The sequence below is a fragment of the Nonomuraea sp. NPDC059007 genome, from assembly GCF_042740555.1.
Lineage (GTDB): Bacteria > Actinomycetota > Actinomycetes > Streptosporangiales > Streptosporangiaceae > Nonomuraea.
On record NZ_JBHYJD010000042.1, the window covers coordinates 32,862 to 46,962 of the forward strand.

Annotated in this window: 11 protein-coding genes; 8 read left to right on the plus strand and 3 right to left on the minus strand. The window is 69.8% G+C overall.

Annotation, left to right across the window (positions count from 1 at the left end; translation table 11 throughout):
* The first annotated feature begins 2 nt into the window (after positions 1 to 2).
* Genes ACFWY5_RS44120 through ACFWY5_RS44145 form a run of 6 tightly spaced genes read left to right on the plus strand, consistent with a single transcriptional unit; the run spans position 3 to position 8,539 of the window.
* Positions 3 to 1,250: an ABC transporter substrate-binding protein gene (locus ACFWY5_RS44120; RefSeq protein ID WP_379611986.1), complete on the plus strand. Its 1,248-nt coding sequence runs from the start codon at positions 3 to 5 to the stop codon at positions 1,248 to 1,250.
* Positions 1,247 to 2,089, plus strand: a complete 843-nt coding sequence (locus ACFWY5_RS44125) for a carbohydrate ABC transporter permease (protein WP_379611985.1) — start codon at positions 1,247 to 1,249, stop codon at positions 2,087 to 2,089. Before ACFWY5_RS44120 ends, ACFWY5_RS44125 begins: the two co-directional genes overlap by 4 nt.
* A complete protein-coding gene (locus ACFWY5_RS44130; protein ID WP_379611984.1) occupies positions 2,086 to 2,895 on the plus strand; it encodes a carbohydrate ABC transporter permease in 810 nt (269 codons plus the stop codon). The genes ACFWY5_RS44125 and ACFWY5_RS44130 overlap by 4 nt, the downstream gene beginning before the upstream one ends.
* Positions 2,895 to 5,885: a glycoside hydrolase family 38 C-terminal domain-containing protein gene (locus tag ACFWY5_RS44135; RefSeq protein WP_379611983.1), complete on the plus strand. Its 2,991-nt coding sequence runs from the start codon at positions 2,895 to 2,897 to the stop codon at positions 5,883 to 5,885. The genes ACFWY5_RS44130 and ACFWY5_RS44135 overlap by 1 nt, the downstream gene beginning before the upstream one ends.
* Positions 5,872 to 7,104, plus strand: coding sequence for an enolase C-terminal domain-like protein (locus ACFWY5_RS44140; protein WP_379638419.1), 1,233 nt, complete (start codon positions 5,872 to 5,874; stop codon positions 7,102 to 7,104). The genes ACFWY5_RS44135 and ACFWY5_RS44140 overlap by 14 nt, the downstream gene beginning before the upstream one ends.
* Positions 7,105 to 7,114: 10 nt before the next feature.
* Positions 7,115 to 8,539, plus strand: coding sequence for a S10 family peptidase (locus tag ACFWY5_RS44145; protein WP_379611981.1), 1,425 nt, complete (start codon positions 7,115 to 7,117; stop codon positions 8,537 to 8,539).
* Here ACFWY5_RS44145 and ACFWY5_RS44150 read toward each other — a convergent pair.
* The 3 genes from ACFWY5_RS44150 to ACFWY5_RS44160 are packed head-to-tail and all read right to left on the minus strand — an operon-like array spanning position 8,528 to position 11,405.
* Positions 8,528 to 9,298 (minus strand): SDR family NAD(P)-dependent oxidoreductase, encoded by a 771-nt coding sequence (locus ACFWY5_RS44150; RefSeq protein WP_379611980.1) that lies wholly within the window; start codon positions 9,296 to 9,298, stop codon positions 8,528 to 8,530. The two genes, ACFWY5_RS44145 and ACFWY5_RS44150, sit on opposite strands and share 12 nt — an antisense overlap.
* Positions 9,295 to 10,257, minus strand: coding sequence for a DUF4432 family protein (locus ACFWY5_RS44155; RefSeq protein WP_379638420.1), 963 nt, complete (start codon positions 10,255 to 10,257; stop codon positions 9,295 to 9,297). Before ACFWY5_RS44155 ends, ACFWY5_RS44150 begins: the two co-directional genes overlap by 4 nt.
* Positions 10,258 to 10,301: 44 nt before the next feature.
* Positions 10,302 to 11,405, minus strand: coding sequence for a DUF4185 domain-containing protein (locus ACFWY5_RS44160; RefSeq protein WP_379611977.1), 1,104 nt, complete (start codon positions 11,403 to 11,405; stop codon positions 10,302 to 10,304).
* A gap of 139 nt (positions 11,406 to 11,544) precedes the next feature.
* Here ACFWY5_RS44160 and ACFWY5_RS44165 point away from each other — a divergent pair, with 139 nt between their 5' ends.
* Both ACFWY5_RS44165 and ACFWY5_RS44170 read left to right on the plus strand, forming a co-directional pair.
* Positions 11,545 to 13,155, plus strand: a complete 1,611-nt coding sequence (locus ACFWY5_RS44165; RefSeq protein ID WP_379611976.1) for an ABC-F family ATP-binding cassette domain-containing protein — start codon at positions 11,545 to 11,547, stop codon at positions 13,153 to 13,155.
* A gap of 64 nt (positions 13,156 to 13,219) precedes the next feature.
* Positions 13,220 to 14,026, plus strand: coding sequence for a hypothetical protein (locus tag ACFWY5_RS44170; protein WP_379638421.1), 807 nt, complete (start codon positions 13,220 to 13,222; stop codon positions 14,024 to 14,026).
* Positions 14,027 to 14,101: the final 75 nt, after the last annotated feature.

A 14,101-nucleotide genomic window follows, 5' to 3' on the forward strand; every position in this document is an offset into this window, starting at 1 on the left:
GCATGCGCACTCTGGCCGCGCTCGGATTGGCCGCCACCCTGACGCTGGCGGCCTGCGGTGGCAACGACGCCGCAGCACCGCAGAAGAAGAGCGAGCTGTCGCTCTACAACGACAAAGGCGCCTGGAGCAAGTATTTCGACGGCATGGGCGCCCTGTCCAAGCAGCAGATCAGCCTGTCGATGAAGCCGGTGGGTTACACCGACTCGGCGCAGTACCAGGCGTTCATCAAGGCCTCGTTCCGCACCGACGTGAAGCCCGACCTGTTCACCTGGCAGACCGGGGGGATGCTCGAAGAGATCGTCAAGCAGAAGCAGGTCGCCGACACCACCGCCGTCTGGCAGGAGGCGATCAAGGCGGGTGACCTCCCGCAGGATCTCGCGCCCTACTACACGGTCGGCGGCAAGCAGTACTGCGTCCCGCTCAACGTCGCCTACTGGGGCATGTTCTACAACATGCCGGTCTTCGAGAAGCACGGCGTCAAGCCGCCGACCACCTGGGAAGAGCTGATCAAGGCCGCGGACACGCTGAAGAAGGCCGGGGTCACGCCCTTCTACCACACCAGCGTGTTGTTCTCCTTCGTCTGGTTCGAGCAGCTCATGGCAGGAATGGACCCCGACCTGTACGACCGGTTGTCCACCGGCAAGGCCAAGTACACCGACCCGGGCGTGGTCGCGGTGATGGACAAGTGGAAGGAACTCATCGACGCCGGATACTTCGTGAACGCCGGTGACAAGACCGACCCGGCGGACCTGCTGAAGACCGGCAAGACCGCCATGGTCTCCTTCGGCACGTTCTTCAACACGAGCATGACCACCCGCAGCATGGCGCCCGGCAAGGACTACGGCTTCTTCGTCATCCCGAACGTCAACACGTCCCTGCCCAAGACCTCGGTCATCTTCGAGAGCGGCCCGCTCTGCGCGCTGGACAAGGCCGCCGACCCCGAGGCCTCGATGAAGTACCTCAAGTGGTGGACGAGCGCCGGGGCCCAGGAGAAGTGGGCGAGCAGCAGGGGCGACGTCAGCGCCAACCCCAAGGTCACGGTCAAGGACGAAGCGCTCAACGCGATCACGAAGGACGCGGGCAGCGGCAAGTACCGCCTGGTCAACCGCTACTTCGAGGCGACGCCGCCGCCGATCCTGTCGGCCGCGCTCGACGGCTTCGGCAAGTTCGTCTCCGACACCAGCACCACCAAGGAGGTGCTGGAGACGATTCAGAAGGCCGCCGACGAGTACTGGAGCACGCACCAGTGAGAAACGCCCCCATCCTCGGGCGGTTCAGGGGCGGGTACGTGGCCCCGGCGGTCCTCCTGGTCGCCGGGCTCCTGTACGCGCCGTTCCTGTGGACGGCCTACCTCAGCCTCACCGCCTACGACGGCCTGGCCGACCCCGAGTTCGTCGGGCTGCGCAACTTCACCCGGCTCTTCGACGACCCGGCGCTGCTCACCTCGACCAGGAACACGCTGATCTGGGTGGTCGGCACGATGGTGCTCCCGGTCGGGCTGGGCCTGCTGGTGGCGGTGCTGTCCTACGACATCAAGGGCGGGGCCTGGTTCCGGGTGCCGTTCATGCTGCCGTACGCGCTGAGCGGCGCCGGGCTCGGCATGGTCTGGAGCCCGATCCTGTCCCACGACGGCATCGCGAACCTGCTGCTCGGCACCGACACCGCGTACATGCAGGAGGCGCCGCACAACACGGTCGCGATGCTGCTGGTGTGGACGTGGCAGCAACTCGGCGTGAACACGCTGTTGTTCGTGGTCGGCCTGCAGTCGATCCCCAAGGCGCCGATCGAGGCGGCCAGGCTCGACGGGGCGTCGGGCTGGTCGTTGTTCCGGCATGTCATCTGGCCGCTGATGCGCCCGCTGACCGCGGTCGTGGTGGGGCTGGCGCTGGTGGCGGGGCTGAAGACGTTCGACATCGTCTGGGCGATGACGCAGGGCGGGCCCGGACGCAACTCCGAGACGCTGGCGGTGATGATGTACCGCGAGACGTTCGTCGCCACCAAGTACGGCTACGGCTCCGCGGTCGCGGTGCTGCTGACCGTGGTGGCCGGACTGGCCTCCTGGCTCTACCTGAGGAGGCAGGTGCGATGATTCGCCGTCTCGTGCTGGTGGTGCTCGGGCTGATCTGGCTCGGTCCCACCTATCTGCTGCTGGTCAACGCCTCGCGTCCGGCCGACGCCTACGACCCGGCCGGCGCGTGGGTCCCGTCGGGCGACTTCGCGCTGTTCCAGAACTTCTCGACCGCGCTGGAGCGGGTCGACCTCGCCCAGAGCCTGGCGAGCACCGCCCTGTACAGCCTGGTCTCGCCCCTGCTCGGCGTGCTCGTCGGCGCCATGGCCGGGTACACGATCGTGGTGCTCAGGCTGCGCTTCGGCTTCCTGTGGTTCATGCTCATCTTCGGCGGCACGATCTTCCCGTCGCAGATGCTGCTGGTGCCGCTGTTCATCGGCTACAGCGAGGCCGGCCTCTACGACGACCGCTTCGGCATGCTGCTCCTCTACACCGCGATCAACGTGCCGCTGGCCGCGTTCGTGCTGCGCAACTTCTACTCGGGCGTGGCCTTCTCCATCTTCGAGGCCGCCAGGATGGACGGCGCCTCGACCCTGCGCATCTTCTTCCGCATCTACCTGCCGCTGTCGACGAGCGCGCTGGCCGCGGTCTTCATCCTTGAGTTCACCTTCATCTGGAACGACCTGATCTTCGGCCTGGTCCTCACCCAGTCCCAGGACGTGCGACCGGTCATGGTCGCGCTCAACGGCCTGATCACCGACGTTTACGCGGGCACGCCCGTCCCCGTCGGCCTGGCCGCGGGCCTGATGGTCTCGCTGCCGACGGTCGCGTTGTTCCTCGCCACCCAGCGCCTCTTCGCCAGAGGCCTTTCTCTAGGGAGTGTGTGATGACGAGCCGGTTGCTGCAGAGGAGCCTCGGTTCCCCGGACTACGACGGGATCAGGCAGGCGCTGCGGCACGACACCTCGACCCCGGTGATCAGTGTGCGCGGCCTGGAGGTACGGCTGGCCGTACTGCCGTTGTTCACCCATGACGGACGCCAGGCGGTCAGGGTGTCGTGCACCGGATTGATCGGCTCCGACCTGGTCGTGTCGCTGAAGGACGTTGATCAAAAGACCGGCGCCGACGTCACCCTGCTGGTGCCCGAGGTGACCGAGCCCAGGACGTTCACGCTGGAGGTGCGCGACGCCGCCGGCGTGATCGGCTCGGCCGAGGTCACGGTGACGCCGCAGCGCAAGTGGAGCGTCTTCGTCGTGCACCACTCCCACCTGGACATCGGCTACACCGACCCGCAGGGCACCGTCCTGCGCCACCATCTGGAATACCTCGACGCGGCGGTACGGCTGGCCGACGAGACCGCCTCGTGGCCGGACGACGCCAAGTTCCGCTGGACGGTCGAGTCGTCGATGCCCGCGGCGAAGTGGCTGGCCGCCCGCCCGGCCGAGCAGGTGGAACGCTTCAACCGGGCGGCCCGCGAGGGGATCATCGAGGTCACCGCGCTGCCGTTCCAGCTGCACACCGAGGCGTGCTCGACCGAGGAGCTCTACCGGCAGCTGCGGCAGGTCTTCGACTTCCCGGTCAAGTCGGCGATGCACACCGACGTGCCGGGCGCCGTGGTCGGGCTCGTGGACGCGCTCAACGCGGCCGGGGTGCGGTATCTGGCCGCGGCGCACAACTGGGCCGGGCGGTCGGTGCCGTATCTGCACGGCGGCGACAAGCTGACCAGGCCGTTCTGGTGGCAGGCGCCGTCGGGGCAGCGGGTGCTGGTGTGGTTCACCGACACGCCGCACGGCATGGCGTACATGGAGGGCAACACGGTCGGGCTGACCGACTCCTACGAGCTGGCCGACGACCTGCTGCCGCGTTACCTGTCGGCTTTGGCCACCCGGGGGTATCCGTATGGGCCGGGGACGTTCGGGTGGCAGGGGCCGGACGCGCCGCGGGAGCCGTACGAGCTGGATGTGCTGCATCTGCGGGTGCAGGGCGCGCACGCCGACAACGCGGGGCCCTCGATCGTCCCGGCGTCGATCGCGCGGCGCTGGAACGAGCAGTGGGCCTGGCCGAGGCTGCGCTCGGCGGTCAACAGCGACTTCTTCGAGCACGTCGAGGAGCGCTACGGCGACCGGCTGGCCGTGCACGAGGGCGACTGGACCGACTGGTGGGCCGACGGGCTCGGCTCCGGCGCCCGGCCGCTGGGTTATGTGCGGCGGGCGCAGTCCTCGCTCAGGGCCGCCGAGACCCTGCACACGCTGGCCGGTGTCGACGCCACCGAGCAGATCTCGCTGGCCTACGACAAGGTGGCGCTGTTCAACGAGCACACCTGGGGCGCGGCCAACCCGTGGGAGGACGCCGAGGAGGCGGGCGACTCGGGCGGGCTGCAGTGGACCAGGAAGTCGGCCGGGGCCTACGACGCCCAGGACGACGCGGCCGACCTGCTGCACGCGGCCGTCCGCCGGTTCGGCGCGGCGCTGAGCGGGGAGGGCGCGGCTTCGTTCGCGGTGTTCAACCCGGGCACGCACGCCAGGACCGACGTGGTGAAGGCGTTCCTGCCGCGCGACCTCGTGCCCATCGAGGCGCCGATCGCGCTGAAGGACGCCAGGACCGGGCAGATCCTGCCCCACCACGAGGAGGTCGTGCTCCCGGAGGACTGGCCGACGCGGCCGATCGGGCGCCACCTGCACGCGGTGGTCCCCGACGTCCCCGGGTACGGCTACGCCCGCGTGGACGTCGTCGCCGCCGAGACGCAGGCTCCTGAGCCGGTCGAGATGGGCCAGGAACCGGTGATCGAGAACGAGTTCTACCGGGTCACCTACGACCTGCGCGAGGGCTACGTCCGTTCGATCTTCGACAAGGTGGCCGGTCGCGAGCTGGTCAACGCCGACGCCGCCGCCGGGTTCGGCCAGTACGTCTACGACCGCTACGCCACCGCCCCGCATTTCAACCACATGTCCGGACACGTGGGCGCGCACGACCGGACGCTGCTCGGCGACCGGGCCATCGCCAGGAACGCCGCCGTGGTCAAGGCGCAGCGCACCGCGGTCAGCGAGAAGCTCGTCGTGGAGCTGCAGGGCAAGGGCGTCGACTGGCTGCGTACCACGATCGAGCTGCACAAGGGCGTGCCCAGGCTCGACCTGACCTACCAGCTCGCCAAGCAGGGAACTCCGGCGAAGGAGGCGGTCTTCCTGGCCTTCCCGTTCGCCGCGGGCGCCCCGGCGGCCTGGGAGCTGACCGGTGGCGTCGGCGGGCCCGGCGTGCCCCGGGTGCCGGGTTCGGCGGAGTACATGCTGCCGATCCGCCACTGGATCGCCTACGAGGACCCCGAGCTGACCATCGCCTGGGCCACGATGGAGGCGCCGCTGGTGCAACTCGGCACCATCCACATGCCGTACGCGCCGTTCCCGCCCACGCTGGAGGAGGAGGCGGGCACTGTCTACTCCTGGGCGCTCAACAACATCTGGGACACCAACTTCCCCGCCCAGCAGCAGGGTGAGACCACGTTCCGCTACGCCGTCACCTCGGAGGCCGGAGCCGAGGCCAGGCGCCTGGGCGCGCGGGCCGCGGCGGGGCTGACCGAGCCGTTCATCGGGGTCCTGACGACCGGCGCGGACACGGCGGCGCACGAGTACGTCCGCGTCGACCACCCGGACGTGCTGGTCACGTCGCTGGGCAGGTCGGCGGACGGCCTGGTGGTGCGCCTGCAGTCGCTGGCGCCGCGGCCGGTGGAGGCGCGCGTGACGCTGCCGGGCCTGCGTGAAGCCCAGGTCAGCTCCGGGCTGCGCACCGACCTGGCGCCCGCGGCGGTCGACGGCGAATCGGTCAAGGTCGTGCTGCCCGCCTGCGGGGTGGCCGCCGTTTGGGGGACTTGTGAAGATCGTTGACATCCGGGCGACAACCGTCGCCGTCCCGTTGGAGGCGCCGCTGCGGCACAGCAACGGCGCCCACTGGGGCCGTTTCGTCCGCACGATCGTCGAGGTCGAAGCGGACAACGGGCTGGTCGGGCTGGGCGAGATGGGCGGCGGCGGCGAGAGCGCGCAGGCCGCGTTCAAGGCGCTGCTGCCCTACCTGACCGGCCACGACCCGTTCCAGCTCGAAGCTCTCCGCTTCAAGATCGCCAATCCCACCGCCTCGCTCTACAACAACCGCACGCAGCTGCTCGCGGCCATCGAGTTCGCCTGCCTCGACCTGGTCGGGCAGCACCTCGGGGCGCCCGTGCACGACCTGCTCGGCGGGCGCGTACGCGACGAGGTGGCCTTCGCCTCCTACCTGTTCTTCCGGTACGCGGCCGAGGGCCACAAGGAGATCAGGACCCCCGACCAACTGGTGGAGCAGGCGCGCGAGCTCAAGCGGGACCACGGCTTCACGGTGCACAAGCTCAAGGGCGGCGTCTTCCCGCCCGGCTACGAGCTGGAGTGCTACCGGGCGCTGGCCGCGGCCTTCCCCGAGGACCGGCTGCGCTACGACCCGAACGCCGTGCTCTCGATGGCCGAGGGCCTGCGGTTCGGCCGGGCCATCGAGGACCTCAACAACGACTACCTGGAGGACCCGGTCTTCGGCCTGGAGGGCCTGCGGCAGGTCCGCGAGCAGGTACGCGTGCCGCTGGCCACCAACACCGTTGTGGTCAACTTCGAGCAGCTCGCCTCGAACGTCATGCGGCGCAGCGCGGACGTGATCCTGCTGGACACGACCTTCTGGGGCGGCATCCGGCCGTGCGTGAAGGCGGCCGGCGTGTGTGAGACGTTCCAGCTCGGCGTGGCGGTGCACTCGTCGGGCGAGCTGGGCATCCAGCTCGCGACCATGCTCCACCTGGGCGCGGTGCTGCCCAACCTCGGGTACGCCGCCGACGCCCACTACCACCAGTTGCGCGACGACGTGATCGAGGGCGGCAAGCTGCCGTACGTGAACGGCGCGATCGCGGTGCCCTCCGGCCCCGGGCTGGGGGTCCGGCTGGACCGCGACAAGGTGGCGCGATACGCCGAGCTCTACCGGGAGACGGGCGGCTATCCGTACGACCGCGATCCTGGCCGTCCGGGGTGGTACGCGCAGGTGCCCAACGAGCGCTTCGCCGACCCTGACATTTCAGTAGAAGTCCAGACATAGTCTCATCCTCATGACGAACACCACTCCCGCTGACAACCTGGTCACCACCCTGCACACCCTCACCTCCGGCCAGCCGTACACGGCCAGGACCGGGACCATGGTGCTGCGGGAGGAGACGTTCACCGACGGCGCCTTCGACGGCCACCAGGCCAAGGCGGAGATGTTCGTCACCGCCTACACGCTCGACGGCGCCGACCCCCTGACGCGCCCCGTCACCTTCGCCTTCAACGGCGGGCCCGGGTCGTCGAGCGTGTGGCTGCATCTCGGGGTGCTCGGCCCCCGCCGGGTGGTCATGGGCGACGCCGGGGCGTTGCTGCCTCCGCCGTACGGGCTGGCCGACAACGCCGAGACGCTGCTCAACGAGAGCGACCTGGTGTTCATCGACCCGGTCTCCACCGGTTTCTCCCGGGCCGCCGAGGGCCACAAGCCCGACGCCTACCACGGCTTCACCGGCGACGTGGAGTCGGTGGGGGAGATCATCCGGCTCTGGACCACCCGCAACGGGCGGTGGATGTCGCCCAAGTTCCTGGCCGGGGAGTCCTACGGCACGCTCAGGGCCGCCGCGCTCGCCGACCACCTGCAGACCCGCTACGGCATGTACCTCAACGGGCTCATGCTGATCTCCTCGGTGCTCGACTTCATCACCGGCGAGTTCAACCCGGGCAACGACCTGGCCTACGCCCTCTACCTGCCCACGTACGCGGCCATCGCGCACTACCACGGCCTGCACGGCGAGCGCCCGCTGGCCGAGGTGCTGCGCGAGGCCGAGGAGTACGCCGCCCGCGACTACCCGTGGGCCCTGGCCCGCGGCAACCGCCTCACCACCGAGGAACGCGCCGCCGCCGTCGCCAAGGTCGCCGCGCTCACCGGCCTCGGCGCGGACTACGTCGACCGGGTCGACCTGCGCCTGGAGCACATCCGCTTCTTCACCGAGCTGCTGCGCTCGCGCCGCCGGATCGTGGGCCGCCTCGACGGCCGCTTCACCGGCTGGGACGAGGACGGCGGCCGCGAGCACTTCGACCGCGACCCCAGCATGAGCGCGATCGTCGGTCCCTACAGCGCCGCGCTCAACCACTACCTGCGTGCCGACCTCGGATACACCAGCGACCTGCCCTACGAGATCCTCACCGGCCGGGTGCAGCCCTGGTCGTACAAGGAGTTCGAGGGCGCCCACGTGCACGCCGCCGACAAGCTGGCGGCGGCCATGCGCGACAACCACCACCTGCGCGTCCACGTGGCCTGCGGGTATCACGACGGCGCCACGCCGTACTTCGCCGCCGAGCATACCTTCGCCCAACTGCGCATCCCGCGGGAGCTGAGCGGCAACGTCGAGTTCAAGTACTACGAGGCCGGCCACATGATGTACGTCCATGAGCCGAGCCGCCTGCGCCAGTCGGCCGACCTGGCCGCCTTCGTCGCGGGCTCACTCCGGTAGCGCCACCGGGACGCCGGACAGCAGGCCGCCGTCCACGCGGTGCTCGGAGCCGGTGATGAACGAGGCCCGATCACTGGCGAGGAACGCGACCAGCTCGGCCACCTCCGCCGGCTGGGCCACCCGGCCCAGCGGGTGGGAGCGGCCCCACTCGGCCACCATCTCCTCCCGCGTGCGCTCGCCCCGCCACAGGTCCGCGGCCCAGCGCAGCATGGGCGTGTCCACCGAGCCGGGGCAGACGACGTTGGCCCTGATGCCGTCGGCGGCGTGGTCGAGCGCCATGGACCTGGTCAGGCCGAGCAGGGCCGCCTTGCTGGTGGAGTAGGCCGCCACCCGCGTCTGCGAGGCGAACGACTGGACGGAGGCGACCACGACGATCGACCCGCCGCCCCGGGCGCGCAGATGCGGGACGGCGGCCTGGCAGGCCAGGTAGACGCCCTTGACGTTGACGTCCATGACCTCGTCCCAGGTCTCCTGCGGGGTGTCCTCGACGGTGCCGTAGCGCTGCACGCCGGCGCAGGTCACCACGATGTCCAGCCCGCCGTGACGGGAGACCGCCAGCTCGGCCAGCTCGCGCATCCGCCCGACGTCGCGCACGTCGGCCGCGATCCCGGTCACCCGCTCGCCCTCCACGGGCACGCCCTCGCCGAGGCCGCAGAAGACCACCGACGCCCCGCCGGCGACCAGCCGGTCGACGACCGCGCGCCCGATGCCCGTGGAGCCACCGGTCACCAGCGCCACCTTGCCGTCGACATCTTTCATGCCAGCACCTCCGCGCGCCATCTCAGCACCTTGCTCTCGTACGGCCCCAGCGCCATCGCCGTGCCGTTGCCCACGGCCGCCGCCAGCCCGTCGGTCGGCATGCCGGCGAACGGTTCGAGCCCGAGCACGTAGGCCCGGCCCCACCAGGGATAGTCCACCGAAGCACCGAACTCCTGCCACATCCACAGATACGGCAGCACCCCGGCATCCCATTCCACCCGCATGCCGATCTCTCCCGAGATCTCATACCAGCCTTCGGTGAAGCCGGTCAGGTACAGCACGTCGCTCGGCGAGCCGGGCTCCTGCACCACGGCGAGATCGGTCGTGCCGCCGGCGCCGTCGGGCACCAGCGGCCAGTCCCAGGGGCCGCCCGACGCGACCCTGCGGCCCGCCGGGTTGATGGCCGTGTCGTGCGGGACCACCTTCACGCCGCCGGGCAGCGTGATCCGGTGGCCGGGCTTGAGGAACGGCGCGCCGTACACGATGTGCTGGCCCCACATGGCGTGCAGGGGCAGGCCGCTGTCGTTGCTCGCCCGGCCCTCGACCTCCAGCGCGGGTGATCCGGCCGCGAGCGTGAGCGTCCTTTCCAGCCGGTACGGCAGGCGCCGGGTGCGCACGCTGAGCCGTACCGAGACCCGCTCGGGTGTGTCGGCCACGACCGCGCACTCCCACGGCAGCCCCGACACCTCGCCGTGCTGGGCCAGGCGGGCGCCCCGGTAGAGGCTGGGCGCGCCGCCGCTGGGGAAGATCTCCTGCCAGCCGCCCTCGTAGTGGTCGATGAACTGGGCCACGTCGTCGGCGGCGCCCTGAAGGTGCGCGGCGGGGGCGCGCAGGCCCTGCGGGGAGAGCCAGACGAAGTCGGTGTCGGTCGGCTTGTGCAGAAACTCGACGACGTCGCCGCTCTTGCCCGGCAGGACGGTGACGCGGAGAAGCTCGTTCTCCAGCGTCACCGCGTCCATGCCGTCAAGGGCGAAGCGACGAAGACGTGCGGACCAGTTACGCCTCAACCGAACCTCACGTCGATGAACCTCGGGCGGTAGATCGACACGTCGCGATAGTGGTCGGTGTTGACGAAGCTGTTGACGTTGTAGGAGACCACGAGGCCGTCACCGGCCGCGGCGGGGTGGGCGTGGGCGTTGTAGGTAAAGATGTTCCCGTTGGTCTCGGGGGTCGTGTAGAGGAGCTGCTTGCCGGTGAACGGTCCGGTCGGCGAGCAGGACGAGTAGGCCACGATCTTGGCGCTCAGCGCCTCGGTCGTGTCGTGGGTGATCAGGACGTAGCCGTCGCCGACCTTGGTCACGCTGTACTCGTTGGCCACGCCTTCCATCATGCGCGCCGAGTCCTTCTCGGACGGCGACCAGGCGCCGGAGGCGGTCCGGAACTCCCAGCGGCCCACCAGGCTCTCGCCACGGACCCTGGCCAGGTGCATGTACTTGGTGGCGCCCTTGTCCTCGACGCCGTAGACGTAGGTGTAGCGGCCGTCCTTGAGGATGCCGGAGGCCCAGGCCACGCCGTTGCCGGAGGGCAGGTTGTGGACGCTGACCGGGCGCTCCATGCGGCCCTGCGGGAAGCGGGCCACGACGTTGCGGTGCCACTTCCAGTCCCAGGCGCCGGTGCCGAAGCGCTCGTACTCCTGGTAGGTCACCTCGACCATGCCACCGGCCAGCGTGACGTCGCCGGCCCAGTACCAGTGCTTCTTGTCGCGGGGCGGCATCACGGCGGCGGGTTTGCCGGGGCTGCCGCCGTAGATCGTGCGCAGCCGTCCTTCGCGCTCCAGCGCGAAGGTGTTGTTGAGGAACACGGTCGTGCCGCCCTCCTCGACCACCGGCGGCCGGGACCCGTCCGGGTTGACCTGGCCGAGGAAGGTGTCGGAGAAGACCCAGAGTTCTTTGCCGCTGGGCAGGCGGACGGAGTAGGTGCCGTCGGCACCCGTCCAGTCGTCGAGCCGGGAGTTGTCGTTGCCGTAGTTGCTGAACAGGCTGGTCAGCCGGGGGTTGATCGACGAGCCACGGAATTCGGGCGCGCAGTTGGCCTCGGCGGCCATGGCCTGCTGAGGCAGGAGGAGCGCGAGTAGGAGTGGGATTAAGACCAGGCGCAGACGCTTCATCACACATCCAGGGGGGGAGGAGGTGAGCCGACTACAGTTCTAGTCATTAGATGACTTATTGTCTACCCCCGAAAACCCGGATGACCCGGCCCGTCCCCGGCAGGTAGCCTGCGCGAGGAGCTGGGGGAGGGATCGGGAGATGGGACACGTCGAGGTCGGACACCTGACGTACGTGCTGCCGGATGGGCGGCCGCTGCTGAACGACGTGTCTTTCCGGATCCCCGACGGGATCAAGGCGGCGCTCGTCGGTCCCAACGGGGCCGGGAAGACGACGCTGATGCGGCTGGTGGCGGGCGACCTGCAGCCGGTCGAGGGGAGCGTGGCCAGTTCCGGCGGGCTCGGCGTGATGCGCCAGTTCATCGGCAGCGTCCGTGACGGCTCCACCGTGCACGACCTGCTGCTCAGCGTCGCGCCTCCGCCGGTGCGGGAGGCCGCGGCCAAGCTGGAGCGGGCCGAGCTGGCCATGATGGAGCGCGAGGACGAGAAGACGCAGCTCCGCTACGCCCAGGCCATCACCGACTACACCGACGCCGGTGGCTACGACATCGAGGTGCTCTGGGACACGTGTACGGTGGCCGCGCTCGGCGTGCCGTACGACAACGTGAAATATCGGGATGTGGCCACCTTGTCGGGCGGCGAGCAGAAACGGCTCGTGCTGGAGGCGCTGCTGCGCGGCCCCGACCAGACGCTGCTGCTCGACGAGCCCGACAACTACCTCGACGTGCCGGGCAAGGAGTGGCTGGAGGGCCAGCTCAGGGAGACGTCCAAGACGGTCCTGCTGGTCAGCCACGACCGGCAACTGCTGGCCAACGCCGCCGACCGGATCGTCACGGTGGAGTCCGGCAACATCTGGATCCACGGCGGGAGCTTCACCACCTACGCCGACGCCAGACGGGCGCGCAACGAACGCCTGGAAGAGCTGCGCCGCCGCTGGGACGAAGAGCACGCCAAGCTCAAAGCCCTGGTCAACATGCTCAAGAACAAGGCACGCTACAACGACGGCATGGCCCCGGCCTACCACGCCGCCCAGACGCGGCTGCGCAGGTTCGAGGACGCGGGCCCGCCGGAGGAGACGCCCAGCGAGCAGAACATCCGCATGCGGCTCAAGGGCGGCCGCACCGGCAAGCGCGCGGTCATCTGCGAGGAGCTCGAACTGACCGGCCTGATGAAGCCGTTCTCCACCGAGATCTGGTACGGCGAGCGCGTCGCCGTCCTGGGCTCCAACGGCTCCGGCAAGTCCCACTTCCTGCGCCTGATCTCCGGCGAGGACGTGCGCCACACCGGCGTCGCCAGGCTCGGCGCGAGGGTGGTCCCGGGCCTGTTCGCCCAGACCCACGCCCGCCCCGACCTGCGGGGACGCACCTCGGTCGAGATCGTCATGACCGAGCACGCCAGGCTCAAGAACGAGGCCATGAAGATCCTGTCCCGCTACGAGCTGGCCGGGCTCATCGCCGACCAGCGCTTCGAGACGCTGTCCGGCGGCCAGCAGGCGCGGCTGCAGATCCTGCTGCTGGAGCTGTCCGGCGCGACGCTGCTGCTGCTCGACGAGCCCACCGACAACCTCGACCTGGCCAGCGCCGAGGCGCTCCAGATCGGCCTGGACGCCTTCGACGGAACCGTGCTCGCGGTCACCCACGACCGCTGGTTCGCCGCGGACTTCGACCGATACCTGGTCTTCGGCGCCGACGGCACCGTTTACGAGGCTCCTGAGCCGGTGTGGGATGAGACGCGGGTCGTGCGCCCACGTTAAAGAATGGGTACGCCATGCGCGTGTCTCACGCATGACGTGCCCATGCACCGGCTATCACGGCAAAGTGATCCTGCGTAGCCGAACCGTCACTGTCCTCGCACTCGGCGCGATCTTCTTGACCGGGTGCTCAGAAGAAGCGCAGCAGCCTGCCCAGCTCAAGCCGCTGGCGCTGAAGGAGCAGGTGTCCAACACCGTCAAGACCGCCTCCGGCTACGCCGTGAACTGGGCCGGCGTGCTCACCAACGCCAATCCCTGGCACTTCGGCGAGCACGTGGTGGCCACGGTGATCGGGCGCGACGCCTCCGGCGCCGAGGTCGTGCGCATGGACCAGCCGCTGGACGCGGTCCCGCCGGGCGGCTCGCTGTCGTTCGCCGGTCAGGCCAGCGCCTCGGAACGGCCGGCCAAGGTCACCATCGAGTACCGCCCCGCCCAGTGGCGCGCGGCGGCCAGGATCGCCTCGGCCTTCCGCAGCTTCCCGGTGTCGGGCGTGCAGACGCTCAAACAGAAGGACGGCACCTACCTGGTCACCGGGTACGTGGACAACCCGTACGCGCTGCCCGCCAGCAGCCTGGTGGTCAACGCCCTGCTGCGTGACCCGGCGGGCAAGCTGGTCGGCGGCGGATACGCGTTCGTGGACGACGTGAAGGCGGGGGCGCCGCCGCGCTTCATCCTCACGGTCGAGGGGCTGGCGCCGGGGGCGAAGGTGGCCAAGACCGAGGTGGTGGCGCGTACCTGGGGTTCGACCGGCCGGCCGTTCGAGGAGCTGGCTCTGGCGGGTGCGGTGCCGGTCCACACGGTCATGCCGACGACCGAGCCGTTCGCCGTTGACCGCGGGCGTACCGTGCTGCCCGGCGACGACCACAAGGAGTGAAGCGGCGGGGCCCCGGGGGGGGGGGGGTGGGATCCAATGCGGTGTGTTGGGGGGTTTTATGGGGGGGCCCGTCTG

Excerpts from the sequence above, each read along its gene's own strand:
- ACFWY5_RS44135 (WP_379611983.1), top strand. The coding sequence starts at position 2,895 with ATGACGAGCCGGTTGCTGCAGAGGAGCCTCGGTTCCCCGGACTACGAC.
- ACFWY5_RS44145 (WP_379611981.1), top strand. The coding sequence starts at position 7,115 with ATGACGAACACCACTCCCGCTGACAACCTGGTCACCACCCTGCACACC.
- ACFWY5_RS44165 (WP_379611976.1), top strand. The coding sequence starts at position 11,545 with ATGGGACACGTCGAGGTCGGACACCTGACGTACGTGCTGCCGGATGGG.
- ACFWY5_RS44160 (WP_379611977.1), bottom strand. The coding sequence starts at position 11,405 with ATGAAGCGTCTGCGCCTGGTCTTAATCCCACTCCTACTCGCGCTCCTC.
- ACFWY5_RS44150 (WP_379611980.1), bottom strand. The coding sequence starts at position 9,298 with ATGAAAGATGTCGACGGCAAGGTGGCGCTGGTGACCGGTGGCTCCACG.
- ACFWY5_RS44130 (WP_379611984.1), top strand. The coding sequence starts at position 2,086 with ATGATTCGCCGTCTCGTGCTGGTGGTGCTCGGGCTGATCTGGCTCGGT.
- ACFWY5_RS44155 (WP_379638420.1), bottom strand. The coding sequence starts at position 10,257 with ATGGACGCGGTGACGCTGGAGAACGAGCTTCTCCGCGTCACCGTCCTG.
- ACFWY5_RS44120 (WP_379611986.1), top strand. The coding sequence starts at position 3 with ATGCGCACTCTGGCCGCGCTCGGATTGGCCGCCACCCTGACGCTGGCG.